Consider the following 23416-nt stretch of genomic DNA (forward strand, 5'->3'; position numbering starts at 1 on the left):
CCAGCACGGCCCGGTCCACGCCGGGCACCCGACCTGACCCGCCCACCACCCACCTCAGCGAAGCCGGTGTCCGCTCCCGGCTCCCCCAGACGCCCTGTGACCCTCGCACAGGTACGCCTTCGGAGGCAGCCATGCAGGAAATCCTCGACGCGATCCTCAGCACCGACAGCACGTCGGCCGACTTCGCAGCGATCAAGCTCCCCGAGTCCTACCGGGCGGTCACGCTCCACAAGGACGAGGAGCAGATGTTCGCGGGCCTCGACAGCCGCGACAAGGACCCCCGCAAGTCCCTTCACCTCGACGAGGTCGCCCTGCCCGAGCTGGGCCCCGGCGAGGCCCTGGTCGCCGTCATGGCCAGTGCGGTGAACTACAACACCGTCTGGAGCTCGATCTTCGAGCCGGTCTCCACCTTCGGCTTCCTGGAGCGCTACGGCCGGCTGTCGCCGCTCACCAAGCGCCACGACCTGCCGTACCACGTGGTCGGCTCCGACCTGGCGGGCGTGGTGCTGCGCACCGGCGCCGGCGTCAACGCCTGGAAGCCGGGCGACGAGGTCGTCGCGCACTGCCTCTCGGTCGAGCTGGAGTCCGCGGACGGACACAACGACACGATGATGGACCCGGAGCAGCGCATCTGGGGCTTCGAGACCAACTTCGGCGGCCTGGCCCAGATCGCCCTGGTGAAGACCAACCAGCTGCTGCCCAAGCCGAAGCACCTCACCTGGGAGGAGGCCGCCTCCCCCGGCCTGGTCAACTCCACCGCGTACCGCCAGCTGGTCTCGCGCAACGGCGCCGGCATGAAGCAAGGCGACAACGTGCTGATCTGGGGCGCCAGCGGCGGCCTCGGCTCGTACGCCACCCAGTACGCGCTGGCCGGCGGCGCCACCCCGATCTGCGTGGTCTCCAACGACCAGAAGGCCGAGATCTGCCGCGCCATGGGCGCCGAGGCGATCATCGACCGCTCCGCCGAGGGCTACAGGTTCTGGAAGGACGAGCACAACCAGGACCCGCGCGAGTGGAAGCGCCTCGGCTCGAAGATCCGCGAGTTCACCGGCGGCGAGGACGTGGACATCGTCTTCGAGCACCCGGGCCGCGAGACCTTCGGCGCCTCGGTGTACGTCACCCGCAAGGGCGGCACCATCGTCACCTGCGCCTCCACCTCCGGCTACATGCACCAGTACGACAACCGGTACCTGTGGATGTCGCTCAAGCGGATCGTCGGCTCGCACTTCGCCAACTACCGCGAGGCGTTCGAGGCCAACCGCCTGATCGCCAAGGGCAAGATCCACCCGACCCTGTCCAAGGTCTACTCCCTGGAGGAGACCGGCCAGGCCGCCCTCGACGTGCACCACAACAAGCACCAGGGCAAGGTCGGCGTGCTCTGCCTGGCCCCCGAGGAGGGCCTGGGCGTGCGCGACGCCGAGTTCCGCGCCCAGCACATCGACGCCATCAACCGCTTCCGGAACGTGTGATGACCGACCCTCAGAAGCGCGACCGCCCCTGGCTGATGCGCACCTACGCCGGCCACTCCACCGCGAGCGACTCCAACGCGCTCTACCGGCGGAACCTGGCGAAGGGCCAGACCGGCCTGTCCGTCGCCTTCGACCTGCCGACCCAGACCGGTTACGACTCCGACCACATCCTCGCCCGCGGCGAGGTGGGCCGGGTCGGCGTCCCGGTCGGCCACGTCGGCGACATGCGCGCCCTGTTCGACGGCATCCCGCTCGAACAGACCAACACCTCCATGACGATCAACGCCACCGCGATGTGGCTGCTGGCGCTCTACCAGGTGGTCGCCGAGGAGCAGGGCGCCGACATCGCCAAGCTCACCGGCACCACCCAGAACGACATCGTCAAGGAGTACCTGTCGCGCGGGACGCACGTCTTCCCGCCCGGCCCGTCGGTGCGGCTGATCACCGACATGATCGCCTACACGGTCGGCAACATCCCCAAGTGGAACCCAATCAACATCTGCAGCTACCACCTGCAGGAGGCCGGGGCCACGCCCGTCCAGGAGATCGCGTACGCGATGTGCACCGCCATCTCGGTGCTCGACGCCGTCCGCGACTCCGGGCAGGTGCCGGCCGAGCGGATGGGTGACGTCGTCGCCCGGATCTCCTTCTTCGTGAACGCCGGCGTGCGCTTCGTCGAGGAGATGTGCAAGATGCGCGCCTTCGCCCGGCTGTGGGAGAAGGTCACCCTGGAGCGCTACGGCGTCACCGACCCGAAGCAGCGCCGCTTCCGCTACGGCGTCCAGGTCAACTCCCTCGGCCTGACCGAGGCCCAGCCGGAGAACAACGTCCAGCGGATCGTCCTGGAGATGCTGGCCGTCACCCTCTCCAAGGACGCCCGCGCCCGGGCCGTCCAGCTGCCCGCCTGGAACGAGGCGCTCGGCCTGCCGCGGCCGTGGGACCAGCAGTGGTCGCTGCGGATCCAGCAGGTGCTGGCGTACGAGTCGGACCTGCTGGAGTACGGCGACATCTTCAACGGCTCCGAGGTGATCGAGGCCAAGACCGCCGCGCTGCTGGCCGGCGCGGAGGCGGAGATCGCCAAGGTGCTGGAGATGGGCGCCAACGCTGGCAATCGTGGCATCATTCCGGCCGTCGAGTCCGGCTACCTGAAGTCCAACCTGGTCTCCTCGCACGCCGCCCGCCGGGCCCGGATCGAGTCCGGCGAGGACAAGATCGTCGGGGTCAACTGCTTCGACACCACCGAGCCGAGCCCGCTCACCGCCGACCTCGACACCGCGATCATGGTGGTCGACCCGGCCTCCGAGCAGTCCGTGCTCGCCGCCCTGGAGGCCTGGCGCGGACAGCGCGACGAGGCCGCCGCCCAGGAGGCGCTGGCCGAGCTCAAGGCCGTCGCCGCCACCGAGGCCAACCTGATGCCGGCCACGCTCGCCTGCGCCCGCGCCGGCGTCACCACCGGCGAGTGGTCCTTCGCCCTGCGCGAGGTCTTCGGCGAGTACCGCGCCCCCACCGGCGTCGGCGGCGCGCCCGTCGCCGTGGCCGCCGAGCCGGGCGGCGAGCTGGAGCAGGTCCGCGCCGCGGTCGCCGCGACCGCCGAGGAGCTGGGCGCCGGCAAGCTGCGCCTGCTGGTCGGCAAGCCCGGCCTGGACGGGCACTCCAACGGCGCCGAGCAGATCGCCGTCCGTGCCCGGGACGCCGGGTTCGAGGTGGTCTACCAGGGCATCCGGCTGACCCCGGAGCAGATCGTCTCCGCCGCCGTCGCGGAGGACGTGCACTGCGTGGGCCTGTCCATCCTCTCCGGCGCGCACTGCGAGCTGGTGCCCGACGTCCTCAAGCGCCTGGACCGCGCCGGGGTGCAGGATGTCCCGGTGATCGTGGGTGGCATCATCCCGGCAGCGGACGGCGAGGCCCTCAAGGCCGCCGGCGTCGCCGCCGTGTTCACCCCGAAGGACTTCGGCATCACCACCATCATCGGCCGGATCGTGGACGAGATCCGGCTGGCCAACAAGCTCCAGCCGTGGACGCCCGCACCGACCGCGGCCACGAACTGACCAGCTGACCAGCTGACCACTGGGAAGGAACCGAACCACCCTCATGAGCAATGTGAACCGTCTGCGCCCGCGCCGCTCCTGCCTCGCCGTACCGGGCAGCAACCCGCGCTTCCTGGAGAAGGCCCAGGGCCTCCCGGCCGACCAGGTCTTCCTCGACCTGGAGGACGCCTGCGCCCCCCTCGTCAAGGAGAGCGCCCGCCACAACATCGTCGACGCGCTGAACAACGGCGACTGGGGCAGCAAGACCAAGGTCGTCCGGGTCAACGACTGGACCACCCACTGGACCTACCGCGACGTGATCACCGTGGTCGAGGGCGCCGGCCCCAACCTCGACTGCATCATGCTGCCCAAGGTCCAGGACGCCGAGCAGGTCAAGGCGCTCGACCTCCTGCTCACCCAGATCGAGAAGACCATGGGCTTCGAGGTCGGGAAGATCGGCATCGAGGCGCAGATCGAGAACGCCAAGGGCCTGATCAACGTCGACGCCATCGCCGAGGCCTCGCCCCGGCTGGAGACCATCATCTTCGGCCCCGCCGACTTCATGGCCTCCATCAACATGAAGTCCCTGGTCGTCGGCGAGCAGCCGCCCGGCTACGGCGCCGACGCCTACCACTACATCCTGATGCGCATCCTGATGGCCGCCCGCGCCAACGACCTGCAGGCGATCGACGGCCCCTACCTGCAGATCCGCAACGCCGAGGGCTACCGCGAGGTGGCCGGCCGCTCCGCCGCCCTCGGCTTCGACGGCAAGTGGGTGCTGCACCCGGACCAGGTCGCCGCCGCGAACGAGATCTTCTCGCCCTCGCAGGAGGACTACGACCACGCCGAGCTGATCCTCGACGCCTACGACTACTGCACCTCCGAGGCGGGCGGCGCCAAGGGCTCCGCGATGCTCGGCGACGAGATGATCGACGAGGCCAGCCGCAAGATGGCCCTGGTCATCGCCGGCAAGGGCCGGGCCGCCGGCATGGAGCGCACCACCAAGTTCGAGATCCCGGAGAGCTGAGCCATGCAGTTCGGACGCACCTACGAGGAGTTCGAGGTCGGCGCGGTCTACAAGCACTGGCCCGGCAAGACGGTCACCGAGTACGACGACCACCTGTTCTGCCTCCTCACCATGAACCACCACCCGCTCCACATGGACACCAACTATGCGGAGAAGACGACGGACTTCGGCAAGAACGTCGTGGTGGGCAACTACATCTACTCGCTGCTGCTCGGCATGTCCGTCCCGGACGTCTCCGGCAAGGCGATCGCCAACCTGGAGATCGAGTCGCTGCGCCACATCGCGCCGACCTTCCACGGCGACACCATCTACGGCGAGACCACCGTCCTCGACAAGTGGCCGTCCAAGTCCAAGGACGACCGCGGCATCGTCTACGTCGAGACCAAGGGGTACAAGCAGGACGGCACGGTCGTCTGCATCTTCCGCCGCAAGGTGATGGTGCCGACCGAGACGTACATCAAGGAGCGCGGCGGCGAGCAGCCCGGCCGCCCGACCCCGCTCTCCTGACCTCTCCCCTTCAACCCGGAGACCCCGGAGGGGCAGGCCGCCGTCATCGGCCGATCCCCACCCGGAAGGGGGCCCTGCTGCCGCAGCCACGCCGGCAGGGCCCCCGCAATCCCCCCCCCGCCCCCTTAGACCTTTCCGGAGCCGCACGATGGGACGCCTCGCACAGACCGACGGCCTCACCGAGATCCAGCGGGACATCCTCGCCACCGTGCGGGATTTCGTCGACAAGGAGATCATTCCGGTCGCGACCGAGCTGGAGCACAAGGACGAGTACCCGACCGCCATCGTCGAGGGCATGAAGCAGCTCGGCCTCTTCGGCCTCACCATCCCCGAGGAGTTCGGCGGCCTCGGCGAGTCCCTGCTCACCTACGCCCTGGTGGTCGAGGAGATCGCCCGCGGCTGGATGTCGGTCTCCGGCATCGTCAACACCCACTTCATCGTGGCGCACATGATCAACGCCCACGGCACCCAGGAACAGAAGGACTACTTCCTGCCGAAGATGGCCGCCGGCGAGATCCGCGGCGCCTTCTCGATGTCCGAGCCCGGCCTCGGCTCCGACGTTTCGGCCATTTCCACCAAGGGCGTCAAGGACGGCGAGTTCTACGTCCTCAACGGCCAGAAGATGTGGCTCACCAACGGCGGCACCTCCACCCTGGTCGCGGTCCTCTGCAAGACCGACGAGGGCGGCAACACCCCGTACAAGAACATGACCACCTTCCTGATCGAGAAGGAGGCCGGTTTCGGCCCGAACCCCAAGGTTCCCGGCCTGACCGTGCCCGGCAAGATCGAGAAGATGGGCTACAAGGGCGTCGACACCACCGAGCTGGTCCTGCAGGACGTCCGGATCCCGGCCGACCGGATCCTCGGCGGCGTCCCGGGCCGCGGCTTCTACCAGATGATGGACGGCGTCGAGGTCGGCCGCGTCAACGTCGCCGCCCGCGGCTGCGGCGTCGCCCGCCGCGCCTTCGAGCTGGGCATCTCCTACGCCCAGCAGCGCTCCACCTTCGGCAAGAAGATCGCCGAGCACCAGGCCATCCAGTTCAAGCTCGCCGAGATGGCCACCAAGGTCGAGGCCGCCCACCAGATGATGGTCATGGCCGCCCGCAAGAAGGACAGCGGCGAGCGCAACGACCTCGAAGCCGGCATGGCCAAGTACCTCGCCTCCGAGTACTGCAAGGAGGTCGTCGAGGACGCCTTCCGCATCCACGGCGGCTACGGCTTCTCCAAGGAGTACGAGATCGAGCGCCTCTACCGCGAGGCCCCGATGCTGCTCATCGGTGAAGGTACTGCGGAGATCCAGAAGATGATCGTCGGGCGCCGGCTCCTGGAGGAGTACCGGATCGCCGAGTGATCCCCGGGCCGCCCGCCGACGGACCACGTCGCCGGGCGGCCCCTCGAACCGCCGGTCGACGGGCGTGCGGGCCCGTCCCGGCGCAGGGCCGTGCCCCGTCACGGGCCCGGCCTGGTCCGCCTGGGCCCGGCACGGCCCTCCGGAAGCGGCCGCAGGGCGTACAGCTGCGACGACGCGCCCTGCGGCCGCTTCCGCACACCTGCTCCCGGCGCCTACGGCCGTTTCCCCCACCGGGTTCCGTCCGCGTGCCTGTTGAGACAAGTCTCACCAGCCGTGTCGGGTCCCTTGGGAACCGGACCGGGTCGAGCTACGGTCGTAGAGGTGGGACGCGCACACGCGCTCCCACCGGACACGTGAACGAGCAGGCGGGTTGCCCACCCACCGTGTGCTCCCGATAGCATCCACCGGGACAGCAAGCCGTCCCTCTATTACCGATTCCGCGGTGGCCCCCGTCCAGCGGCCATGATCCCCCGCGACAAAGGTCTTCGATGCCCATCAGCCCGTCCCCTCGCACCTCCGTCACGGACCGCGATGCCCTCGCAGCCCCGACGGCCGGTCGGCGACCCCGCGTGACCATCGCGCGCGGAGCCACCCCCTGGTTCGTCCCCACCCTCGCCACGGCCGCCGTGAGCACCGCCCTCACCCGGCGCAGCGGCAAGTGGGCTCTGGCGGCGGTACCCGCCTGTGCGCTCAGCGCGGGCATGCTGTGGTTCTTCCGCGACCCCGAGCGTGAGATCGGCACCGGCAGAGTGATCTCCCCCGCCGACGGCGTGGTGCAGAGCATCGACGCCTGGCCGGACGGCCGCACCCGGGTCGCGATCTTCATGAGCCCGCTCAACGTCCACGTCAACCGCGCGCCCCTGCCGGGCACGGTGACGTCCGTCGAGCACGTCGCGGGCGGCTTCGTCCCGGCGTTCAACAAGGACAGCGACCAGAACGAGCGGGTCGTCTGGCACTTCGACACCGAGCTCGGCGACATCGAGATGGTCCAGATCGCGGGGGCCGTGGCCCGTCGCATCGTGCCGTACGTCGCCGCCGGAACCAAGGTCGAGCAGGGCGAGCGGATCGGTCTGATCCGGTTCGGGTCCCGGGTCGACACCTACCTGCCGGCCGGCGTCGAGGTCGGCGTCGAGGTCGGCCAGAAGACCACAGCCGGGGTGACGCGCCTTGACCGTGACTGATCCTGAGACAATCGTCGGCCTGGACGACGAGGAGACGGCCCTGCGCCGCCGCCGCTGGGCGCGCGACCGCGAGCTGCGCGCCCCGCGCTCTCCGCAGCACCTGTCCACCGCCGACTTCCTGACCCTGGGGAACGCCGTCTGCGGCTTCCTGGCGATCTACTCGATCACCACCGGGGTCCTCGTCCCGCACATCACCAACCCGGACGCCGCTCCGGACCGGCACAGCGCGGCCACCGCGGTCACGCTGCTGCTGATCGGCTCGATGTGCGACCTCTTCGACGGGCTGGTGGCGCGCAAGCTGCGCTCCTCCGCCCTCGGAGCAGAACTGGACAACCTGGCCGACCTGATCAGCTTCGGCATCGCGCCGGCCTACTTCGTCGCGGTCTGGGGCATGGTCTCCCAGGGTTCCAACAGCAAGCTCTCGGCGCTCATCGCGATCACCGTGCTGCTCGCGGTGGTACTGCGGCTGGCCCGCTTCTCGGCCGTCAAGATGCGGCCGGGGGTGTTCCAGGGCATGCCCTGCCCGATGGGCGCGATGACGGTCATCGCGATCGTGCTGCTCGACCCGCCGTTCCTGCCCGGTCTGCTCGCCATCTTCGGCGCCGCGTACCTGATGGTCAGCCGGATCGAGTACCCGAAGCCGCAGGGGCTGCTGGCCACCGCCACGCTCTGCTGGATCGTGGTCTCCATCGGCTGCCTGGCCGCCTGGGCCACCGGCCTGCCCGGCGGCGACGCGCTGATGCACGTCGGCGCGTTCGCCCAGATCACGCTCGCCGCGATGGCGCCGCTGCTGGTCATCCGCCGCAAGGTGGGGCAGAAGGTCGGCGACGTCCGCGCCCGGCGGGCGGAGTCGCGGCTCGGCTGAGGCTGCTGTTCGTACGGAGAAGGGCCCGGAACCTGCTGGTTCCGGGCCCTTCTGGTGTGCCCTGCTGTCATCTGCGCTGCTGTGTGCTGCTGTTGTGCTTACGCGCCGCCGCCGTTGTGGACACTGAAGGCCGAGCGGCGGGCCGCCCGGGCCACGCCCGGGTCCGGGTGCACGCCCGAGACAGCCGTCAGCACCGAGGCCGCTCTCGGGTGCCCGGACTGCCGCGCGCGGGCGAACAGCCGGACCGGATCGCCGGCCGAGGCGCCCTCGACATGACCCACCAGCAGCTCCGTCTCACCGTGGTCGAGCACCGCCGCGGCCGTGTCCACCCAGAGCCAGGCCGCGTCGTCCGCGCCCAGCACGTCCGCCGGGGCGACCCCCTCGTCCGCGCGCTCCGCCAGCCACAGCAGCGCGTACGGGCGCAGCACCGGCTCGTCCACCGCCGCGCGCACCGCCTGCTCGGCCGGCCCGCCGGCCACCCGCAGCGCCTCGAAGGCCAGGCCGCGCACCAGCGCGTCGTCGCCCTGCGCCGCGTCCAGCAGCTCGGCCACCGCCCGGTCCGCGGGGCGCGCCGCGACCCAGGCGCGGTACTCGGCGCGGGCCGGGCCCGGCGAGTAGTCCGCGCAGGCGTTCAGCAGCTCGAAGGCGCTCTGCTCGATGTGCCCGGCCGCGGTCTGCGCGACCGTGCAGATCTCCTCCAGCTTGGCCCGCACCGCCCAGTGGCCGAGCGGCGACAGCTCAGCGGCATCGTTCCTGCGCGTCAGCGCGCCGACCGCCGCCAGGCCGTCCAGCATCCAGTCCAGCACGGCGGCCACGTCCGAGGGCGCCGGCGGGGTGTCGATCTGCGGCTCCCGGCAGGTGCCGCGGACGGCCGAGACCGCGGAGGCGGCGTGCGGCACGGGCGACAGGCCCGGCCCGCCGGGCCCGCCGCCGACCCGGCGCTCGTCCAGGCCCCGGCGCAGCAGCTCCAGCAGCTCGCTCTCGGCCACCGGGCCGTCCACCAGGTGCAGGAAGGAGAGCAGCTGCGGAGCCTGGTCCACGGCCTGGCCTGCCAGCACGGCGAACACCCCGCGCAGCGCGGCGGGCGGCACCGGGGCGAGCAGCGTCCAGGCGTCGAACAGCGCCGACCAGCCGCGCACCACGGCCTCGTCGTCGTGCTCCCAGGCGTGCAGGCGCCAGCCGGGGCCGGCACCGCCGTCCCGGGCTTCCACCAGGCCCACCAGCAGCGCCTGCCCCCACGCCTTGGCGGCGGCGCCGACCGTCATGGCCAGCGCCCGGCCCGCCGCACGGGCGTCCTCGGGGAGCAGCTCGCCGCGCTTGTCGACCTCCTCCAGCTCCCCGGCCCAGCGGGCGATCCGGACGGCGTCCACCAGCATCCGGCGGGCCAGCGGCGCCAGCTCGGCGGGCGCGGGGAAGCCCTCGGGTACGGGAACCCGGCCCCGCCCGGGCGCCGGCGCGGGCCCCCGCCGCCGGGGTACGCCGTTACGGGGGACACCCGCCCCGGCCGGCCTGCCACCGGCGGGCCGGTGGGCCGTACCGGGGAGACGGGTCACCGTCGCACCGGTACCGATCGTCGGCGGGAGCGGGGCATCACGGTCGCGCGGGTTCCGAGACGTCACGTCGAGCAGTCTTCCCCTTGTACGGGCCTTCTGTCACATCCGGTTGTCTGCACGGCCGGGCGACCGGTGACCGCACCTCCGCAAGATCGGGCAACAGAGGCAAACCGCCTGGCCGGAAACGTTTGGCCTGCTCATGCCAGGTGGACCGTACCGGTCGCTGGGCCCGTTCGGTCGGTTACGGAGCGTGGTGGGGGCGTTTCGAGCCGGGGGCCACAATGTGCCCCTGGCGTGCCAACGGCCGGCCCGGATCCGGCCCGCGCCCCCGCCGCGCGACGTCACTGTCCAGCCCGATTCCGGACGGATCGCGGACCGGTCGGCCGGATTCCTCCGGTACCGGAAGTCGGCGGGGCCGACTTCCGGTGCTGAAACACGCGCGAGAGGAGAGAGGGGCTCTAGAGGAGAGGGGTGAGCCAGCGGCGGAGGAGTTCGGTGTAGCGGTCGGGGGCGGTGTTCCACAGGGTGGCGTGGTCGGCGCCGGGGAAGGGCTGCAGGCTGACCACGTCGGGGCGGGCCGCGGCGAGGCGTTCGGCGCTGCTGAAGGGCGAGACCCGGTCGGTCGGGCTGTGCAGCACGAGGGTGGGGACGCGCAGGTCGCCGCCCTCGGCGATCCGGGTGAAGTCGGCGAGGTCGACGCCGGTGCGGCCCTCGGCGGCCAGCGCGCCGAGCTCGGCGGCGGCGCCGTGGAAGCCCAGCCGCTTGGCGTCACGGCGGGCGGTGGCCGGGAGGTCGAGGACCGGCGAGTCGAGGATCAGCCCGCTGATGGCGTGCGCCCAGGCGGAGCGGGCCGCCGCCTGCAGGACCATGGTGGCGCCCAGGGACCAGCCGTACAGGATCACCCGGCCCGCGCCGTGGTCCAGCGCCAGTCGTACCGCCGCCTCGACGTCGCGCCACTCGGTCTCGCCGAAGTGGCTGTAGCCGTCCGGGGAGGCGGGGGCGCCCTCGTCCCCGCGGTAGGTGACGGAGAGGGCGGGCAGTCCCAGGCGGTCGAGGACGGGGAGGACCGGGAGGGTCTGCCGGCGGTCGGCCCCGGGGCCGTGGACGAGGACCACCCAGGTGCCGCGCTTGCCGTCGAGGTACCAGACGGGCAGGTCGCCCAGCTCGCCGTCGGCGGCCGTCTCGGTGTAGGCGAGGCCGAACGCCCGGGTCGGGTCGCCGAGGTGCACGCGGGGGGTGAAGCGGACCTCGGTACCGGCGGCGAGGGTGCCCTGGTCGGCACGGACCAGCCGGCGGGTGACGTCCTGCTCGTCGCTGTGCAGGACCTCCTCGACGACCGCGTGGCCGTCCTCGCCCCACTCGACCGCCCAGCGGCCGGGGCGCAGGCTCTCGGGGCTGCGGCTGAAGGTGATCCGGCCGACGCCGAGGCTCCGGACCAGGACCGGGCCGGACTCCTGGACGGTGGTCACCGGGCGGACCATCCGCTCGGAGGCCCGGCGGCCGACCACCAGGACCACGGCCCCCGCCCCGACGGCGGCGGCCGCCACGACGGCAGCGGTTCCCCAGCGCATATCGTTCCCCGCTCTGTTGGTCACGGACCGGACGGCGTTCGTGCACCAGTTCACCGGCGGCCCGTCCGCCCGGCCACCGGACTGGGCCGTCCGGGTCACCCGGAGCGGGCGGAGGGGCGGAGGGGCGGAGGGGCGGAGGGTCAGACGGTCTCGGCGGCGAGGTGGTGCCAGAACCGGGAGGTGAGGCTGTCGGTGGTGGGGGGTGAGGTGGCGCGGGCGGTGGTGCCCCAGTGGGTGGGGACGTGGTGTTCCTGGTGGAGGGTGGTGAGGACGGCGGCGAGGGTGTCGTCGGGGGCCGGGACGATGCGGGCGAGGGCGCGGAGGTGGGGCTGCCAGCGGCCGGCGACGCACTGGCGGAGGAGGTGGTCGAGGGCCTCCCGGCGGCCGGTGGCCTCGACGAGGTCGGGCAGGCTCAGGTGGAGGACGTCGGCGAGGGCGTGGGTCTGGTCCTCGTCGCCGTCCCAGTGGCCGGTCAGTTCGGCCTGCTGGTAAGCGGCGAGGGTGGTGCCGGTGCGCTCGGCGACGACGGCCTGGCCGAGTTCGCAGGCGACCCGGTGGTCGCGCAGCCGAACCGGGCGGGTGTCCATCAGGTGGGCGGCCGGGCACCACAGGGCGCGGGCGAGGGCGATGAACTCCGGTTCGCTGGGGCACAGCTCGCCGCTCTCCCAGGCCAGGATGTGGGCGGGCAGCAGCCGGACGCCGTGGGCCGCCATGCCCTCGGCGACCTGTTCGGGGGTCAGGCCGAGGCCGGCCCGGTGGGCGCGGGCGGCCGCGGGTGAGAACGGCACCGGGGGTGGGGCGGCGGGGGACTTTGTGCGACGCATGCCACCGAACGGTAGGGGCCGAGCGCGGTGCGGCCCCAGCACCGAAGCCACGAAGCGGCCACTGCCGGGGCGCTGCTGCGCTGGGCGATCCCACAGCTCCTCGGCCGCCGCCCCGCGCGCCCGGCGTGTGACCAACCCCTCCGTGACCTCGGTTGACTGCCGGTTCGGCCGCGTGATGGGATCCTGGGGCCAATCGGAGGCATGGAGAGGAAGCCGGTGCGAGTCCGGCGCGGTCCCGCCACTGTCACCGGGGAGCACGCTCGGAGTTCCCTCCTTGCCCGCCATCGGCCAGGAGGGGCCCATCACGGCGGGCCGTCAGAAGCCGCTGGAAGGCCCGGGGGTGCGTCCGACCCGGAAGCCAGGAGACTCTCGGCCCCCGTTACGTCGATCCAGGGCGCGGACCCTGAGTGAGGACACGCCCGCGATGCAGGCTGCCCAGCCCTGCCGGACCCCGAGCTGCCTTCCGCCGAGCTTCCGTCCCGCGACCAGCCTTCCGACGACCAGCCTTCCGACGAGCTGCCTTCCGCCGTGCGGCCGATGACCGTCCGTCCGGTGGCCGGGCGCCCTTCGGTCCGCGCCGCCGCGTTCGCGCTGGGCGCCGTCGCGGGCTACACCGCCGACGCCCGCTTCGCCGACCCGCGCCGGGGCCACCCGGTGGCCGTCTTCGGCGGCGCCGCGACCCGGCTGGAGAGACGCCTGTGGCGCGACGACCGTACGGCCGGCGCCGGGTACACGGCGCTGTGCGTGGGCGCGGTCGCGGCGGGCGCGCTCGCCCTGGACCGTACGGTGGGCCGGCGACCGCTGGGCCGGGCCGCACTGGCAGCGGCCGCGACCTGGACTGTGCTCGGCGGCACCTCGCTGACCCGGGAGGCGCGCACCATCGGCCGCTCGCTGAAGGACGGCGACCTGCGCGCCGCCCGGGAGCGGCTGCCGCACCTGTGCGGACGGGACCCGAGCGCGCTGGACGAGCAGCAGATCGCCCGCGCGGTGGTCGAGTCGGTGGCCGAGAACACCGCCGACGCGGTGGTGAACGCGCTGGCCTGGGGCGCCCTGGCGGGCACGCCCGGACTGCTGGCCTTCCGCGCCGTGAACACCCTGGACGCCATGGTGGGCCACCGTTCGCCGCGCTACGCCCGGTTCGGCTGGGCCTCGGCCCGGCTGGACGACGTGGCGGGCTGGCCGGGCGCCCGGCTGACGGCGCTGCTGACCGTCGCCGCCGCCCCGCAGCCCCGGACCGCCTGGCGGGTCTGGCGGCGCGACGGCTCCGCACACCCGAGCCCGAACGCGGGCCAGGCGGAGTCGGCGTTCGCGGGCGCGGTGGGCGTGCGGCTCGGCGGGAGGCTGCAGTACGGCAAGCGAGTGGAGGACCGGCCGGTGCTGGGCGCGGAGCTGCGGCCGGTGACGGTGGACGACATCGAACGGGCCTGTGCGCTCTCCCGGCGGGTGGGTGCGCTGGCGCTGGGTACGACGGTCGCGGGGCACGTCCTGCTGCGCGCGCTCCTGGGGAAGAGGGGAAGGGCATGACGAACGCGCTGCTGGTCGCGGGGACGACCTCGGACGCGGGCAAGAGCGTGGTGACGGCCGGCATCTGCCGCTGGCTGGCCCGCCAGGGCGTGCGGGTCGCGCCGTTCAAGGCGCAGAACATGTCGCTGAACTCCTTCGTCACCGCCGACGGCGCCGAGATCGGCCGCGCCCAGGCGATGCAGGCGCAGGCCGCCCGGGTGGAGCCGGAGGCGGCGATGAACCCGGTGCTGCTGAAGCCCGGCGCCGACGGCCGCAGCCAGGTGGTGCTGCTGGGCAGGCCGGTCGCCGAGGTCGGCGCGCTGGACTACCGCGAGCGCAAGCCCGTCCTGCTGGAACGCGCCCTGGAGTGCCTGGCGGACCTGCGCCGCCGCTACGAGGTCGTCGTCTGCGAGGGCGCCGGCTCGCCCGCCGAGATCAACCTGCGCGACCGCGACATCGCCAACATGGGCCTGGCCACGGCCGCCGGACTGCCCGTGGTGGTGGTCGGGGACATCGACCGCGGCGGCGTGTTCGCGGCGATGTACGGGACGCTGGCGCTGCTGTCGGCGCAGGACCAGCGGCACGTCGCGGGCTGGTTCGTCAACAAGTTCCGCGGCGACGCGCGGCTGCTCGCACCCGGGCTGGAGATGCTGCACGGGCTGACCGGCCGTCCGGTGCTGGGCACCCTGCCGATGCTGCCCGGGCTGTGGCTGGACGCCGAGGACTCGCTGGACCTGTCGACGGTGGTGGACCGGGTGGACGGCCGCGGGCCGCTCGGCGCGGACGTGCTGCGGGTGGCCGTGGTGCGCTTCCCCCGGCTGTCCAACTTCACCGACCTGGACGCGCTCGCGCAGGAGCCCGGCGTGCTGGTGCGCTGGGCCACCAGGCCGGAGGAGCTGGCCGACGCCGACCTGGTGGTGCTGCCCGGCACCCGGGCCACCGTGGCGGACCTCGCCTGGCTGCGCGAGCGCGGCCTGGAGCCGGCGCTGAAGGCGCGGGCGGCGGCCGGGCTGCCGATCCTCGGGGTGTGCGGCGGCTACCAGATGCTGGCGCACGGGATCGTCGACGAGGTGGAGTCGAAGGCGGGCGCCGTCGACGGGCTCGGCCTGCTGCCGACGCAGGTGCGGTTCGGCGCCGAGAAGGTGCTGGCCCGGCCGGTCGGCGAGGCGTACGGGCAGCGGGTCGAGGGCTACGAGATCCACCACGGGGTGGTGACCGTGGAGGGCGGGGACGCCTTCCTCGACGGCTGCCGGGTGGGCTCGGTCTGGGGCACGACCTGGCACGGCGCACTGGAGAACGACGGCTTCCGCCGTGAACTCCTGCGCGAGGTCGCCGAACTGGCCGGCCGGGCGTTCGTGCCCGCGCCGGACACCTGCTTCGCCGCGGCCCGCGAGGCCCGGCTGGACCGGCTGGGCGACCTGATCGAGGAACACGCGGACACCGACGCGCTGTGGAAGCTGATCGAGGGCGGGGTGCCGGCGGCCGGATCGCTGCCGTTCCTGGCGCCCGGGGCACCTGGGAGTGACGCATGACTGACGTCCGCTATCCGTTCACCGCGATCGTCGGCATGGCCGACCTGCGGCTCGGGCTGCTGCTGAACGCGGTCTCCCCGGCCGTGGGCGGCGTGCTGGTCCGCGGCGAGAAGGGCACCGCGAAGTCGACCATGGTGCGCGCGCTGGCCGGCCTGCTGCCGTCCATCGCCGCCGTGGACGGCTGCCGCTTCGCCTGCGACCCGGCCGCGCCCGACCCGCAGTGCCCGGACGGGCCGCACTCCGCCCCCTCGGGCCACGAACGCCCCTCCCAGCTGGTCGAGTTGCCGGTCGGCGTGGCCGAGGACCGGATCGTCGGCTCGCTCGACCTGGAGCGCGCGCTGGCCGAGGGCGTCAAGGCGTACGAGCCCGGGCTGCTCGCCAGGGCGCACCGCGGCGTGCTCTACATCGACGAGGTCAACCTGCTCCAGGACCACGTCGTGGACCTGCTGCTGGACGCCGCCGCGATGGGCCGCTCGTACGTCGAGCGCGAGGGCGTCTCGGTGCGGCACGCGGCCCGGTTCCTGCTGGTCGGCACGATGAACCCGGAGGAGGGCGAGCTGCGGCCGCAGCTGCTCGACCGCTTCGGCCTGACCGTCGAGATCGCCGCCACCCGGGACCCGGCCGAGCGCGCCGAGGTGGTCCGGCGCCGGCTCGCGTACGACGCGGACCCGGCCGGCTTCGCCGCGCGGTTCGCCGAGCAGGAGCGGGCGCTCGCCGAACACATCACCGCGGCACGGGAGTTGCTGCCCAAGGTCGAGCTGACGGAGGTGGCACTGCGTCAGATCACCGCCGTGTGCGCCGCGTTCGAGGTGGACGGGCTGCGCGCGGACATCGTGATGGCCCGCACCGCCGTCGCCCTCGCCGCCTGGGACGGGCGCACCGAGGTGCTGGAGGAGGACGTCCGCAAGGCCGCCCAGCTGGCGCTGCCGCACCGGCGCCGGCGCAACCCCTTCGACGCGCCCGGGCTGGACGAGGAGCAGCTGGACCGGACGCTGGAGGAGCACGCCCAGGGGGACGACGACCCGGAGCCCGAGGGCGACGGCCCGGGGCCGGACGGCGGCCCCGACAGCGGCCCCGAGGGCGGCCCGGACGGCGGCGGACCGGACGGCGGCGGACCGGACGGCGGCGGCGCCCCCGAGCCGTCCTCCGACGGCGCCGCCCCGGAGGCCTCCGCGGCGGACGGCGAGGAGCAGCCGCAGCAGCCAGTACCCGCCCAACAGCCCGCCCCCGCACGGGAGTCGGCGCCCGTCGCGGCCGGGGACCCGTACCGGACCAAGCTGTTCACCGTCCGGGGCACCGGCCACGGCGCCCAGGGGCGCCGCTCCCCCGCCGAGACCACCGGCGGGCACACCATCCGCTCCCGCCGTCCGCAGGGCGCGCTCGGCCGGCTGCACCTGACCGCCACCCTGCAGGCCGCCGCGCCGCACCAGGTGGCGCGCGGGCGCAGCGGCCGGGCGCTGGTGCTGCAGAAGGACGACTTCCGCGAACAGGTGCGCCAGGGGCGGGAGTCCAACCTGGTGCTGTTCGTGGTCGACGCCTCCGGCTCGATGGCCGCCCGGCAGCGGATGACCGCCGTCAAGGGCGCCGTGCTGTCGCTACTGATGGACGCCTACCAGCGCCGCGACAAGATCGGCATGATCACCTTCCGCGGCTCGGGCGCCGAACTGGCGCTGCCGCCCACCTCCTCGGTGGAGGTGGGCGCGACCCGGCTGGAGTCGCTGCCCACCGGCGGCCGGACCCCGCTGGCCGCCGGGCTGCTGCGCGCCCACGAGGTGCTGCGGGTCGAGCGGCTGCGCGACCCGAGCCGGCGCCCGCTGCTGGTCGTGGTGACCGACGGCCGGGCCACCGGCGGGCGGGACGCGCTCGCGCAGTCCCACCGCGCGGCCGCGCTGTTCGCGGCGCAGGGCACGGCGAGCGTGGTGCTGGACTGCGAGTCCGGCCCGGTCCGCCTGGGCCTGGCCCGCACCCTGGCCGGGCAGCTCGGCGGCAGCGCCGTCAGCCTGGACGAGCTGCGCGCCGAGGGCGTGGCCTCGCTCGTCCGCGAGAACCGTCCCGCGGCCGGCCGCGGCGACGCCCGTGCGACCAACTCCTCGATGCGAAAGGCGGCCTGAGCCGACATGCCCAAGGGTGTCCCCGAGAGCGTTCCCGACGACGGCCTGACGACCCGTCAGCGTCGTACCCTGCCGATCACCGCCGTGCACACCGGCCCCGGCAAGGGCAAGTCCACGGCCGCCTTCGGCATGGCCCTGCGGGCCTGGAACCAGGGCTGGCCGGTCGGGGTGTTCCAGTTCGTGAAGTCCGCCAAGTGGAAGGTCGGCGAGGAGAACGCGCTGCGCGTGCTCGGCGCCTCCGGCGAGGGCGGCACCGTCGACTGGCACAAGATGGGCTCCGGCTGGTCCTGGATCCAGCGCTCCGCCGAGCAGGAGATGACCAGCGAGGAGGCGGCCAAGGAGGGCTGGGAGCAGGTCAAGCGCGACCTCGCGGCCGAGACCTACCGCTTCTACGTGCTCGACGAGTTCACCTACCCGATGCACTGGGGGTGGATCGACCCGGACGAGGTGGTGGCCGTGCTCAAGGACCGCCCGGGCAGCCAGCACGTCGTCATCACCGGCCGGTACGCGCCCGAGGCGCTGACCGGATTCGCCGACCTGGTCACCGAGATGACCAAGGTCAAGCACCCCATGGACGCCGGCCGCAAGGGCCAGCGCGGTATCGAGTGGTGACCTCTTGAGCAACGCCCCCGCGCCCGTGAACATCCCCCGCCTCGTCGTCGCCGCGCCCTCCTCGGGCGCCGGCAAGACCACCGTCGCCACCGGCCTGATCGCGGCGCTCGCCGCGCGCGGGCTGACGGTGTCGCCGCACAAGGTCGGCCCCGACTACATCGACCCGGGCTACCACGCGCTCGCCGCCGGGCGCCCGGGCCGCAACCTGGACGCCTTCCTGTGCGGGCCGGAGCGGATCGCCCCGCTGTTCCTGCACGGCGCGGCGGGGGCGGACGTCGCCGTCGTCGAAGGCGTCATGGGCCTGTTCGACGGGGCCTCCGGGCGCGGGGAGCTGGCGTCCACCGCGCACGTCGCCAAGCTGCTGCGGGCGCCCGTGGTGCTGGTGGTGGACGGCTCCTCGCAGTCCCGCTCGGTGGCCGCGCTGGTGCACGGCTTCGCCTCCTGGGACCCGCAGGTGCGCCTGGCCGGGGTGATCCTCAACCGGGTCGCCTCCGACCGGCACGAGCACCTGCTGCGCGAGGCCCTGGAGGAGGGCTCCGGCGTGCCGGTGCTGGGCGCGCTGCGCCGCTCGGCCGCGGTCGCCACGCCCTCCCGCCACCTCGGGCTGATCCCGGCGGTGGAGCGCTCGACGGAGGCGCTGAAGGCCGTCGCCGACATGGGTTCGCTCGTCGCTTCGTCCGTCGACCTGGACGGCCTGCTGGAACTCGCGCGCACGGCACCGCAGTTGGATGCCGAGCCATGGGATCCTGCGACGGAGGTCGCACCGGTGGCCGGGCGGCCGCGGATCGCGGTGGCCGGCGGGGCGGCGTTCTCCTTCTCCTACGCCGAGAACGCCGAACTGCTCGGCGCGGCGGGGGCGGAGGTGGTCCCCTTCGATCCGCTGCACGCCACCGCACTCCCGGAGGGCACCGCCGGGCTGGTCATCGGCGGCGGCTTCCCGGAGCTGTACGTCAGGGAGTTGAGCGGGAACGCCGAACTGCGCTCGGCCATAGGGCAGTTCGCGGCCGCAGGCGGGCCGATCGCCGCCGAGTGCGCCGGACTGCTGTACCTGGGCCGGGAGTTGGACGGCCTGCCGATGTGCGGCGTGCTGGACACCGGCGCCCGGATGACCGAACGGCTCACCCTCGGCTACCGGGAGGCCGTCGCCCTGCACGACTCGCCCCTCGCGGCGGCTGGCACCCGGCTGCGCGGACACGAGTTCCACCGGACGGTCTGCGAACCGGGCGCGGGCGAACACCCCGCCTGGGGCTGGCACTTGCCCACCGGCCCGCGCACCGAGGGCTTCGCCGGGGGCAACGTGCACGCCTCGTACCTGCACCTGCACTGGGCGGGGGCGCCGACGCTGGCGTCCTCGTTCGCCGCTGCGGCGGCGGCCTTCCGGAGCGGTGTTTAAGGTCGCGACGTCGCCGGGCACCCGGCCGTAGGCTGCCCGCATGAACGTGATCGTCCTCAACGGCGGCTCCAGCTCCGGCAAGTCGAGCATCGCCCACTGCCTGCAGGAGCTGCTGCCGGAGCCGTGGCTGCACCTCGGCGCGGACACCATGGTCGGCGCGCTGCCGCCGCGGCTGCTGGCCGGCGGCGAGGGCATCGGCGGCCTGGAGGACGGGGGCGGCACGGTGGAGGTCGGGCCGGTCTTCGCCGCGCTGGACGCCGCCTGGACGGTCGGGGTGGCGGCGATGGCCCGGGCCGGGGCCCGGATCGTGGTGGACGAGGTGTTCCTCGGCACCACCGCCTCGCAGGCCCGCTGGCGCGCCGCCCTGGACGGCCTGGAGGTGCTCTGGGTCGGCGTCCGCTGCGACCCGGCGGTGGCCGCGGCCCGGGAGGCCGCCCGCGGCGACCGGGCCCCCGGGATGGCCGCCGCCCAGGCCGAGGCGGTGCACGAGGGGGTCGCGTACGACCTCCTCGTGGACACCTCGCAGGCCTCCGCGGCCGACTGCGCCGGGCTGATCGCGGAGCGCGTCCTGGCGGGTGGCTGACCGCCCCGGAAGCGCCCGGTACAGCGGTCGTTACAGCGGTCGTTACAGCGCTCGTTCCTGCGTCGGGACGTACGGCTGCGGCATCGGGGTGGTCGCGGCCGGGCCGGGCAGGGGAGCGGTCGGCGCGACGGCGGGCGGGGCGTTCGGCACTACAGGGGCCCGGCGGATCGCGTCCGCGCGTCCGGCTTCTACAAGTCCTCGTCCAGCAGCGCGGCCAGGTAGTGGGCCACCTCGTCGCGCAGTTCCTCCGGCATCGGGACGTACCAATGGCCGCTGCCGGCGGTCGCGTTGAACAGCAGGCCGTCGCACCAGCGGATCAGCCGGCGGGCGTCGGCCGTCGGGTCGATGGAGCCGGCCCGGGCGAGCAGGACGGCGGCGAGGTCGGCGAAGCGCGCGCCCAGGCGGTCGTAGACGACGCGCAGCGCCCTCCTCAGCCGCTCGGCCCCGACGTACGACTGGCAGCCCCCGGAGCTCCGGGGCGCGGCGGCCTGCGGCGAGCCGCGCGAGCTACTGGCGGCGGGACGTCGTCGCCACGCTCGGGCACCTCGCCGTGATCGTCACCGGGAAGAGGCCTGGTGAGCTCCGCCGCCAGCTCGGGATCCGCGAGGATTCCGGCGGTGGCACGCCATTCGGCTATCACGCGGTACAGGTTGGCGTGCACGTCCGGGCCCGCACCGTTCCGCACCGCGTCGACCAAGTCGACGGCGAACTCCCGCACCTCTTCGGGCGACAGGTGCCGGGCCCAGTCCGACGTCATTCCGTCAACTCCCGCTGCCGAAGGTCCCGTTGCGGGGCTCGTTCCGGTGGCAGGCGCGGCAGCGGAGGCGGGTGTAGATGGAGACCGCGCCCATGAAGACGTCCTCGCGGCCGTCGAGGGGGGATGCGGAGGCGGCGGGCTTCCCGCAGTCCAGGCAGGGGCGGTGCGGGCGGGCGGCGACCGAGCAGGCGCGGCAGATCAGGTGGGTCGGGTGCTCGGCATGGACGACGACGGGCTGCGGCCCGCCGTCGAGCAGGTGGACGCACCACGTGCAGGACTCGTCTGCCTGCGCCGCCAGCATCCGGGCCCGGACCTCCTGCTGCCATCTGGCGGCCTTCTGCACCGGCACCGTCACCGGCGGCCCCCATCCGGCGGCGGCGAGCCACTGGGCCCCCTCGGCCCCGGCCGCCCGCAACTGGTCGTCGACGGCGATCTCCCCGGGCGTCTTCTCCTTCATCGGGCCTCTCCTCCGGCGCGGTGTCCCCCTCGGGTTAACGCGCCGGGGAGGGCGCCGGACACGCCCTCCCGCACGTCGGCGCCGCACAGGCACGGCCGTCGGCTCAGTCGAGGAGCGACTCGGTGTCGCCGTGGGCGATGAGGAGTTTGCGCAGCAGGGCGTCGAGTTGGGCGCGCTCGTCGTGGTCGAGGGCGGCGAGGATGCGCTCCTCGTTGCGGACGTGCCCGTCGAGGGCGCCGTCGATCAGGTCCTTGCCGGCCGGGGTGAGGCGGATCAGGACGGCGCGGCGGTCGGTGGGGCAGGGGTTGCGTTCGACCAGGCCCTTGGCGGACAGCCGGTCGACGCGGTTGGTGATGGCGCCGGAGGTGACCATGGCGGACTTGAGGAGGGCGCGGGCGTTGAGCTCGTAGGGCTCGCCGGAGCGGCGCAGGGTGGCGAGGACGTCGAACTCGGAGGAGTCCAGGCCGCAGGAGGTGAAGTACTCGCGCAGGGCGTTGTCGACCCGTACGCCCAGCCGCCGCAGGCGGCCGACCAGGGCGATGACCTCCAGGTCGAGGTCGGGGCGGATCCTGGTCCACTGCTCGACGATGTCGTCGATGGTGTCGCGCTGCGTCATGGTCTGCCGCCTCCGGGGGTCGGTTGCTGCCTGCCTGAATATCTTAACCTTCACATACTTGACGTTCACTCACTTTGGAGCGTAGAACTTATCTCAACGTTCAGATAATCAACGTTGAGGGGATCGTCGTCATGGACCGCAAGCGCGCTGGGATCGCCGCCACCGCCGCACTCGCCCCGGCCGCCTGGGGCACCACCTACCTGGTCACCACGCAGCTGCTGCCCGAGGGCCGTCCGCTGCTGCTCGCCGCGCTGCGGGCCCTGCCGGCCGGGCTGCTGCTCCTGCTGATCGGCCGCAAACTGCCCAAGGGACGCTGGTGGGGCCGGGCAGCGGTGCTCGGGATGCTCAACATCGGGCTGTTCTTCCCGCTCACCTTCGTCGGCGCGTACCGCCTGCCCGGCGGGGTCGCGGCCACCATCGGGGCGATCCAGCCGCTGCTCGTCGCCGGGTTCTCCATCGGCGTCCTCGGCGTCCGGCCCGGGCGGCGGGCCCTGCTCGCCGGACTGGCCGGGGTCGGCGGGGTGGCGCTCCTGGTACTCAAGAGCGGGGCGCGACTGGACGGCGTCGGGATCGCCGCGATGGTCGCCGCGATCGCGCTGATGGCCATGGGCACCGTCCTCGCCCGCCGCTGGGGCCGCCCCGAGGGCGCCACCCTGCTCGACGTCACCGCATGGCAGCTCCTCGCCGGATCGGTCTTCCTGGTCCCGCTCGCGGCGGTCGTCGAGGGTGCGCCGCCGGCCCTGAGCGGCGCCAACCTGGCCGGCTTCGCCTACCTCGGTCTGGTCAGCACCGCGCTCGGCTACGTCCTCTGGTTCCGCGCCATCGCCCACCTGGGCGCCGGCCCGACCTCCTTCCTCGGCCTGGTCAACCCGGTCGTCGCCACCATCGGCGGCCTCGTCGTCCTCGGCCAGACCCTCACCGTCTGGCAGGTCCTCGGCCTCCTGGTGGCCCTCGGCGCCCTGGTCGCCGGCCAGGCCCCGGCCGCCCGGAAGCCGGCCCCCGCATCCGAGACCCCTGTCACCCCTGCCGGCCCCAGGCTCACGCCCGTCGCCCGCTGATCGACACGCACCGATCCACGAGGAGAACGCCGTGCACTACGTCGTCATCACCCGCACCGACCACACCCCCGACGCCGAGCTCGGCCACTACCTCGCCAACGTGGGCGCCACCATGGAGCCCTTCCGGGGCCGTCTGCTCGCCTTCGCCGCCTGACGGACAGCCGGCACCGGGACAGCCGACGCCAGGACACCCGAGACCAGGACACCCGCGCTCCGCCGACACCGGTCGGCGGGGCGCTTCGGTGCGTCGCCCGTCGGCCTCCGGCCCGGCGCGGCCCGGCCGGTCAGCCGGTGGCGCGGATGTAGATGTCGGCGGCGCCGGGGAGGCCGCCGGGGATGGCCGCCACGTAGATGCGGCGGGCGGTGGAGGCGTGGCTGGGGGCCGGGGAGGCGGGCCAGCTCGGGGTCAGGGTGGGGGC

21 protein-coding genes and 1 riboswitch are annotated in these 23416 nt (G+C 73.5%); of the genes, 15 read left to right on the top strand and 6 right to left on the bottom strand.

Translation table 11 applies throughout. The features are described 5' to 3' along the window. The first annotated feature begins 131 nt into the window (after positions 1-131). The 7 genes from ccrA to OP86_RS09245 all read left to right on the top strand — a co-directional run bounded on the left by ccrA (position 132) and on the right by OP86_RS09245 (position 8427). On the top strand, positions 132-1469 hold the full coding sequence (ccrA, locus tag OP86_RS09215; protein ID WP_030059969.1) for a crotonyl-CoA carboxylase/reductase: 1338 nt from the start codon (positions 132-134) through the stop codon (positions 1467-1469). Beyond that, the gene (locus tag OP86_RS09220; protein ID WP_030059970.1) at positions 1469-3517 is read left to right on the top strand and encodes a protein meaA; all 2049 of its coding nucleotides are present in this window, start codon (positions 1469-1471) and stop codon (positions 3515-3517) included. Before ccrA ends, OP86_RS09220 begins: the two co-directional genes overlap by 1 nt. A gap of 43 nt (positions 3518-3560) precedes the next feature. Next, positions 3561-4523 (top strand): HpcH/HpaI aldolase/citrate lyase family protein, encoded by a 963-nt coding sequence (locus OP86_RS09225; protein WP_030059971.1) that lies wholly within the window; start codon positions 3561-3563, stop codon positions 4521-4523. Positions 4524-4526: 3 nt separating this feature from the next. After that, positions 4527-5030 carry a MaoC family dehydratase gene (locus OP86_RS09230; RefSeq protein WP_030059972.1) on the top strand — a complete coding sequence of 168 codons (504 nt, stop codon included), beginning with the start codon at positions 4527-4529 and terminating at the stop codon, positions 5028-5030. Between the two features lie 148 nt (positions 5031-5178). Further along, positions 5179-6381: an acyl-CoA dehydrogenase family protein gene (locus OP86_RS09235; protein WP_030059973.1), complete on the top strand. Its 1203-nt coding sequence runs from the start codon at positions 5179-5181 to the stop codon at positions 6379-6381. A 488-nt stretch (positions 6382-6869) separates the two neighbouring features. Continuing rightward, positions 6870-7562 carry a phosphatidylserine decarboxylase gene (locus tag OP86_RS09240; protein WP_030059974.1) on the top strand — a complete coding sequence of 231 codons (693 nt, stop codon included), beginning with the start codon at positions 6870-6872 and terminating at the stop codon, positions 7560-7562. Beyond that, positions 7549-8427, top strand: coding sequence for a CDP-alcohol phosphatidyltransferase family protein (locus OP86_RS09245; protein WP_030059975.1), 879 nt, complete (start codon positions 7549-7551; stop codon positions 8425-8427). Before OP86_RS09240 ends, OP86_RS09245 begins: the two co-directional genes overlap by 14 nt. Before the next feature lie 98 nt (positions 8428-8525). Here OP86_RS09245 and OP86_RS09250 read toward each other — a convergent pair whose 3' ends face one another. The 3 genes from OP86_RS09250 to OP86_RS09260 form a co-directional block, all read right to left on the bottom strand. Continuing rightward, positions 8526-9980 carry a hypothetical protein gene (locus OP86_RS09250; protein ID WP_234434957.1) on the bottom strand — a complete coding sequence of 485 codons (1455 nt, stop codon included), beginning with the start codon at positions 9978-9980 and terminating at the stop codon, positions 8526-8528. Between the two features lie 458 nt (positions 9981-10438). After that, entirely contained in the window at positions 10439-11551 is a 1113-nt protein-coding gene (locus OP86_RS09255) for an alpha/beta hydrolase (RefSeq protein ID WP_030059976.1), read from the bottom strand. 140 nt (positions 11552-11691) lie between these two features. Beyond that, a complete protein-coding gene (locus OP86_RS09260) occupies positions 11692-12375 on the bottom strand; it encodes a transcriptional regulator (protein ID WP_157849704.1) in 684 nt (227 codons plus the stop codon). A 207-nt stretch (positions 12376-12582) separates the two neighbouring features. Then, a riboswitch (cobalamin riboswitch) is annotated at positions 12583-12743 on the top strand. Between the two features lie 169 nt (positions 12744-12912). Between OP86_RS09260 and OP86_RS09265 the strand changes: the two genes are divergently transcribed. Genes OP86_RS09265 through cpt form a run of 6 tightly spaced genes read left to right on the top strand, consistent with a single transcriptional unit; the run spans position 12913 to position 20109 of the window. Continuing rightward, positions 12913-13899 (top strand): cobalamin biosynthesis protein, encoded by a 987-nt coding sequence (locus OP86_RS09265; protein ID WP_030257978.1) that lies wholly within the window; start codon positions 12913-12915, stop codon positions 13897-13899. Beyond that, positions 13896-15410, top strand: a complete 1515-nt coding sequence (locus OP86_RS09270) for a cobyric acid synthase (RefSeq protein WP_030059980.1) — start codon at positions 13896-13898, stop codon at positions 15408-15410. The genes OP86_RS09265 and OP86_RS09270 overlap by 4 nt, the downstream gene beginning before the upstream one ends. Beyond that, on the top strand, positions 15407-17521 hold the full coding sequence (locus OP86_RS09275) for a putative cobaltochelatase (protein WP_030257981.1): 2115 nt from the start codon (positions 15407-15409) through the stop codon (positions 17519-17521). The genes OP86_RS09270 and OP86_RS09275 overlap by 4 nt, the downstream gene beginning before the upstream one ends. Before the next feature lie 6 nt (positions 17522-17527). Continuing rightward, complete coding sequence (gene cobO / locus OP86_RS09280) at positions 17528-18133, top strand: cob(I)yrinic acid a,c-diamide adenosyltransferase (protein WP_030059984.1); 606 nt, start codon at positions 17528-17530, stop codon at positions 18131-18133. A gap of 4 nt (positions 18134-18137) precedes the next feature. Continuing rightward, positions 18138-19526, top strand: a complete 1389-nt coding sequence (locus OP86_RS09285; protein ID WP_234434958.1) for a cobyrinic acid a,c-diamide synthase CobB — start codon at positions 18138-18140, stop codon at positions 19524-19526. Between the two features lie 40 nt (positions 19527-19566). Continuing rightward, positions 19567-20109, top strand: coding sequence for a chloramphenicol phosphotransferase CPT (gene cpt / locus OP86_RS09290; protein WP_030059986.1), 543 nt, complete (start codon positions 19567-19569; stop codon positions 20107-20109). 188 nt (positions 20110-20297) lie between these two features. On the opposite strand, the gene OP86_RS39135 is transcribed toward cpt, so the two are convergent. From OP86_RS39135 to OP86_RS09305, 3 genes are all read right to left on the bottom strand, one after another. Next, entirely contained in the window at positions 20298-20543 is a 246-nt protein-coding gene (locus OP86_RS39135) for a hypothetical protein (protein ID WP_418952608.1), read from the bottom strand. A gap of 327 nt (positions 20544-20870) precedes the next feature. Next, complete coding sequence (locus tag OP86_RS09300) at positions 20871-21323, bottom strand: hypothetical protein (RefSeq protein ID WP_030257985.1); 453 nt, start codon at positions 21321-21323, stop codon at positions 20871-20873. Between the two features lie 103 nt (positions 21324-21426). After that, entirely contained in the window at positions 21427-21939 is a 513-nt protein-coding gene (locus OP86_RS09305) for a MarR family winged helix-turn-helix transcriptional regulator (RefSeq protein ID WP_030059990.1), read from the bottom strand. A gap of 131 nt (positions 21940-22070) precedes the next feature. On the opposite strand from OP86_RS09305, the gene OP86_RS09310 reads away from it, so the two are divergent. Next, entirely contained in the window at positions 22071-22997 is a 927-nt protein-coding gene (locus OP86_RS09310) for an EamA family transporter (RefSeq protein WP_030059991.1), read from the top strand. Positions 22998-23028: 31 nt separating this feature from the next. Further along, a complete protein-coding gene (locus tag OP86_RS38705; protein WP_267883117.1) occupies positions 23029-23151 on the top strand; it encodes a hypothetical protein in 123 nt (40 codons plus the stop codon). Positions 23152-23416 lie beyond the last annotated feature (265 nt).

It is taken from the genome of Streptomyces novaecaesareae (genome assembly GCF_000716875.1).
Lineage (GTDB): Bacteria > Actinomycetota > Actinomycetes > Streptomycetales > Streptomycetaceae > Kitasatospora > Kitasatospora novaecaesareae.

Coding starts and splice junctions, on each gene's coding strand:
- cpt (WP_030059986.1), top strand. CDS start 19,567: ATGAACGTGATCGTCCTCAACGGCGGCTCCAGCTCCGGCAAGTCGAGC.
- OP86_RS09220 (WP_030059970.1), top strand. CDS start 1,469: ATGACCGACCCTCAGAAGCGCGACCGCCCCTGGCTGATGCGCACCTAC.
- OP86_RS09300 (WP_030257985.1), bottom strand. CDS start 21,323: ATGAAGGAGAAGACGCCCGGGGAGATCGCCGTCGACGACCAGTTGCGG.
- cobO (WP_030059984.1), top strand. CDS start 17,528: ATGCCCAAGGGTGTCCCCGAGAGCGTTCCCGACGACGGCCTGACGACC.
- OP86_RS09270 (WP_030059980.1), top strand. CDS start 13,896: ATGACGAACGCGCTGCTGGTCGCGGGGACGACCTCGGACGCGGGCAAG.
- OP86_RS09240 (WP_030059974.1), top strand. CDS start 6,870: ATGCCCATCAGCCCGTCCCCTCGCACCTCCGTCACGGACCGCGATGCC.
- OP86_RS09305 (WP_030059990.1), bottom strand. CDS start 21,939: ATGACGCAGCGCGACACCATCGACGACATCGTCGAGCAGTGGACCAGG.
- ccrA (WP_030059969.1), top strand. CDS start 132: ATGCAGGAAATCCTCGACGCGATCCTCAGCACCGACAGCACGTCGGCC.
- OP86_RS09255 (WP_030059976.1), bottom strand. CDS start 11,551: ATGCGCTGGGGAACCGCTGCCGTCGTGGCGGCCGCCGCCGTCGGGGCG.
- OP86_RS09235 (WP_030059973.1), top strand. CDS start 5,179: ATGGGACGCCTCGCACAGACCGACGGCCTCACCGAGATCCAGCGGGAC.
- OP86_RS09275 (WP_030257981.1), top strand. CDS start 15,407: ATGACTGACGTCCGCTATCCGTTCACCGCGATCGTCGGCATGGCCGAC.
- OP86_RS09230 (WP_030059972.1), top strand. CDS start 4,527: ATGCAGTTCGGACGCACCTACGAGGAGTTCGAGGTCGGCGCGGTCTAC.
- OP86_RS09310 (WP_030059991.1), top strand. CDS start 22,071: ATGGACCGCAAGCGCGCTGGGATCGCCGCCACCGCCGCACTCGCCCCG.
- OP86_RS09265 (WP_030257978.1), top strand. CDS start 12,913: ATGACCGTCCGTCCGGTGGCCGGGCGCCCTTCGGTCCGCGCCGCCGCG.
- OP86_RS09260 (WP_157849704.1), bottom strand. CDS start 12,375: ATGCGTCGCACAAAGTCCCCCGCCGCCCCACCCCCGGTGCCGTTCTCA.
- OP86_RS09225 (WP_030059971.1), top strand. CDS start 3,561: ATGAGCAATGTGAACCGTCTGCGCCCGCGCCGCTCCTGCCTCGCCGTA.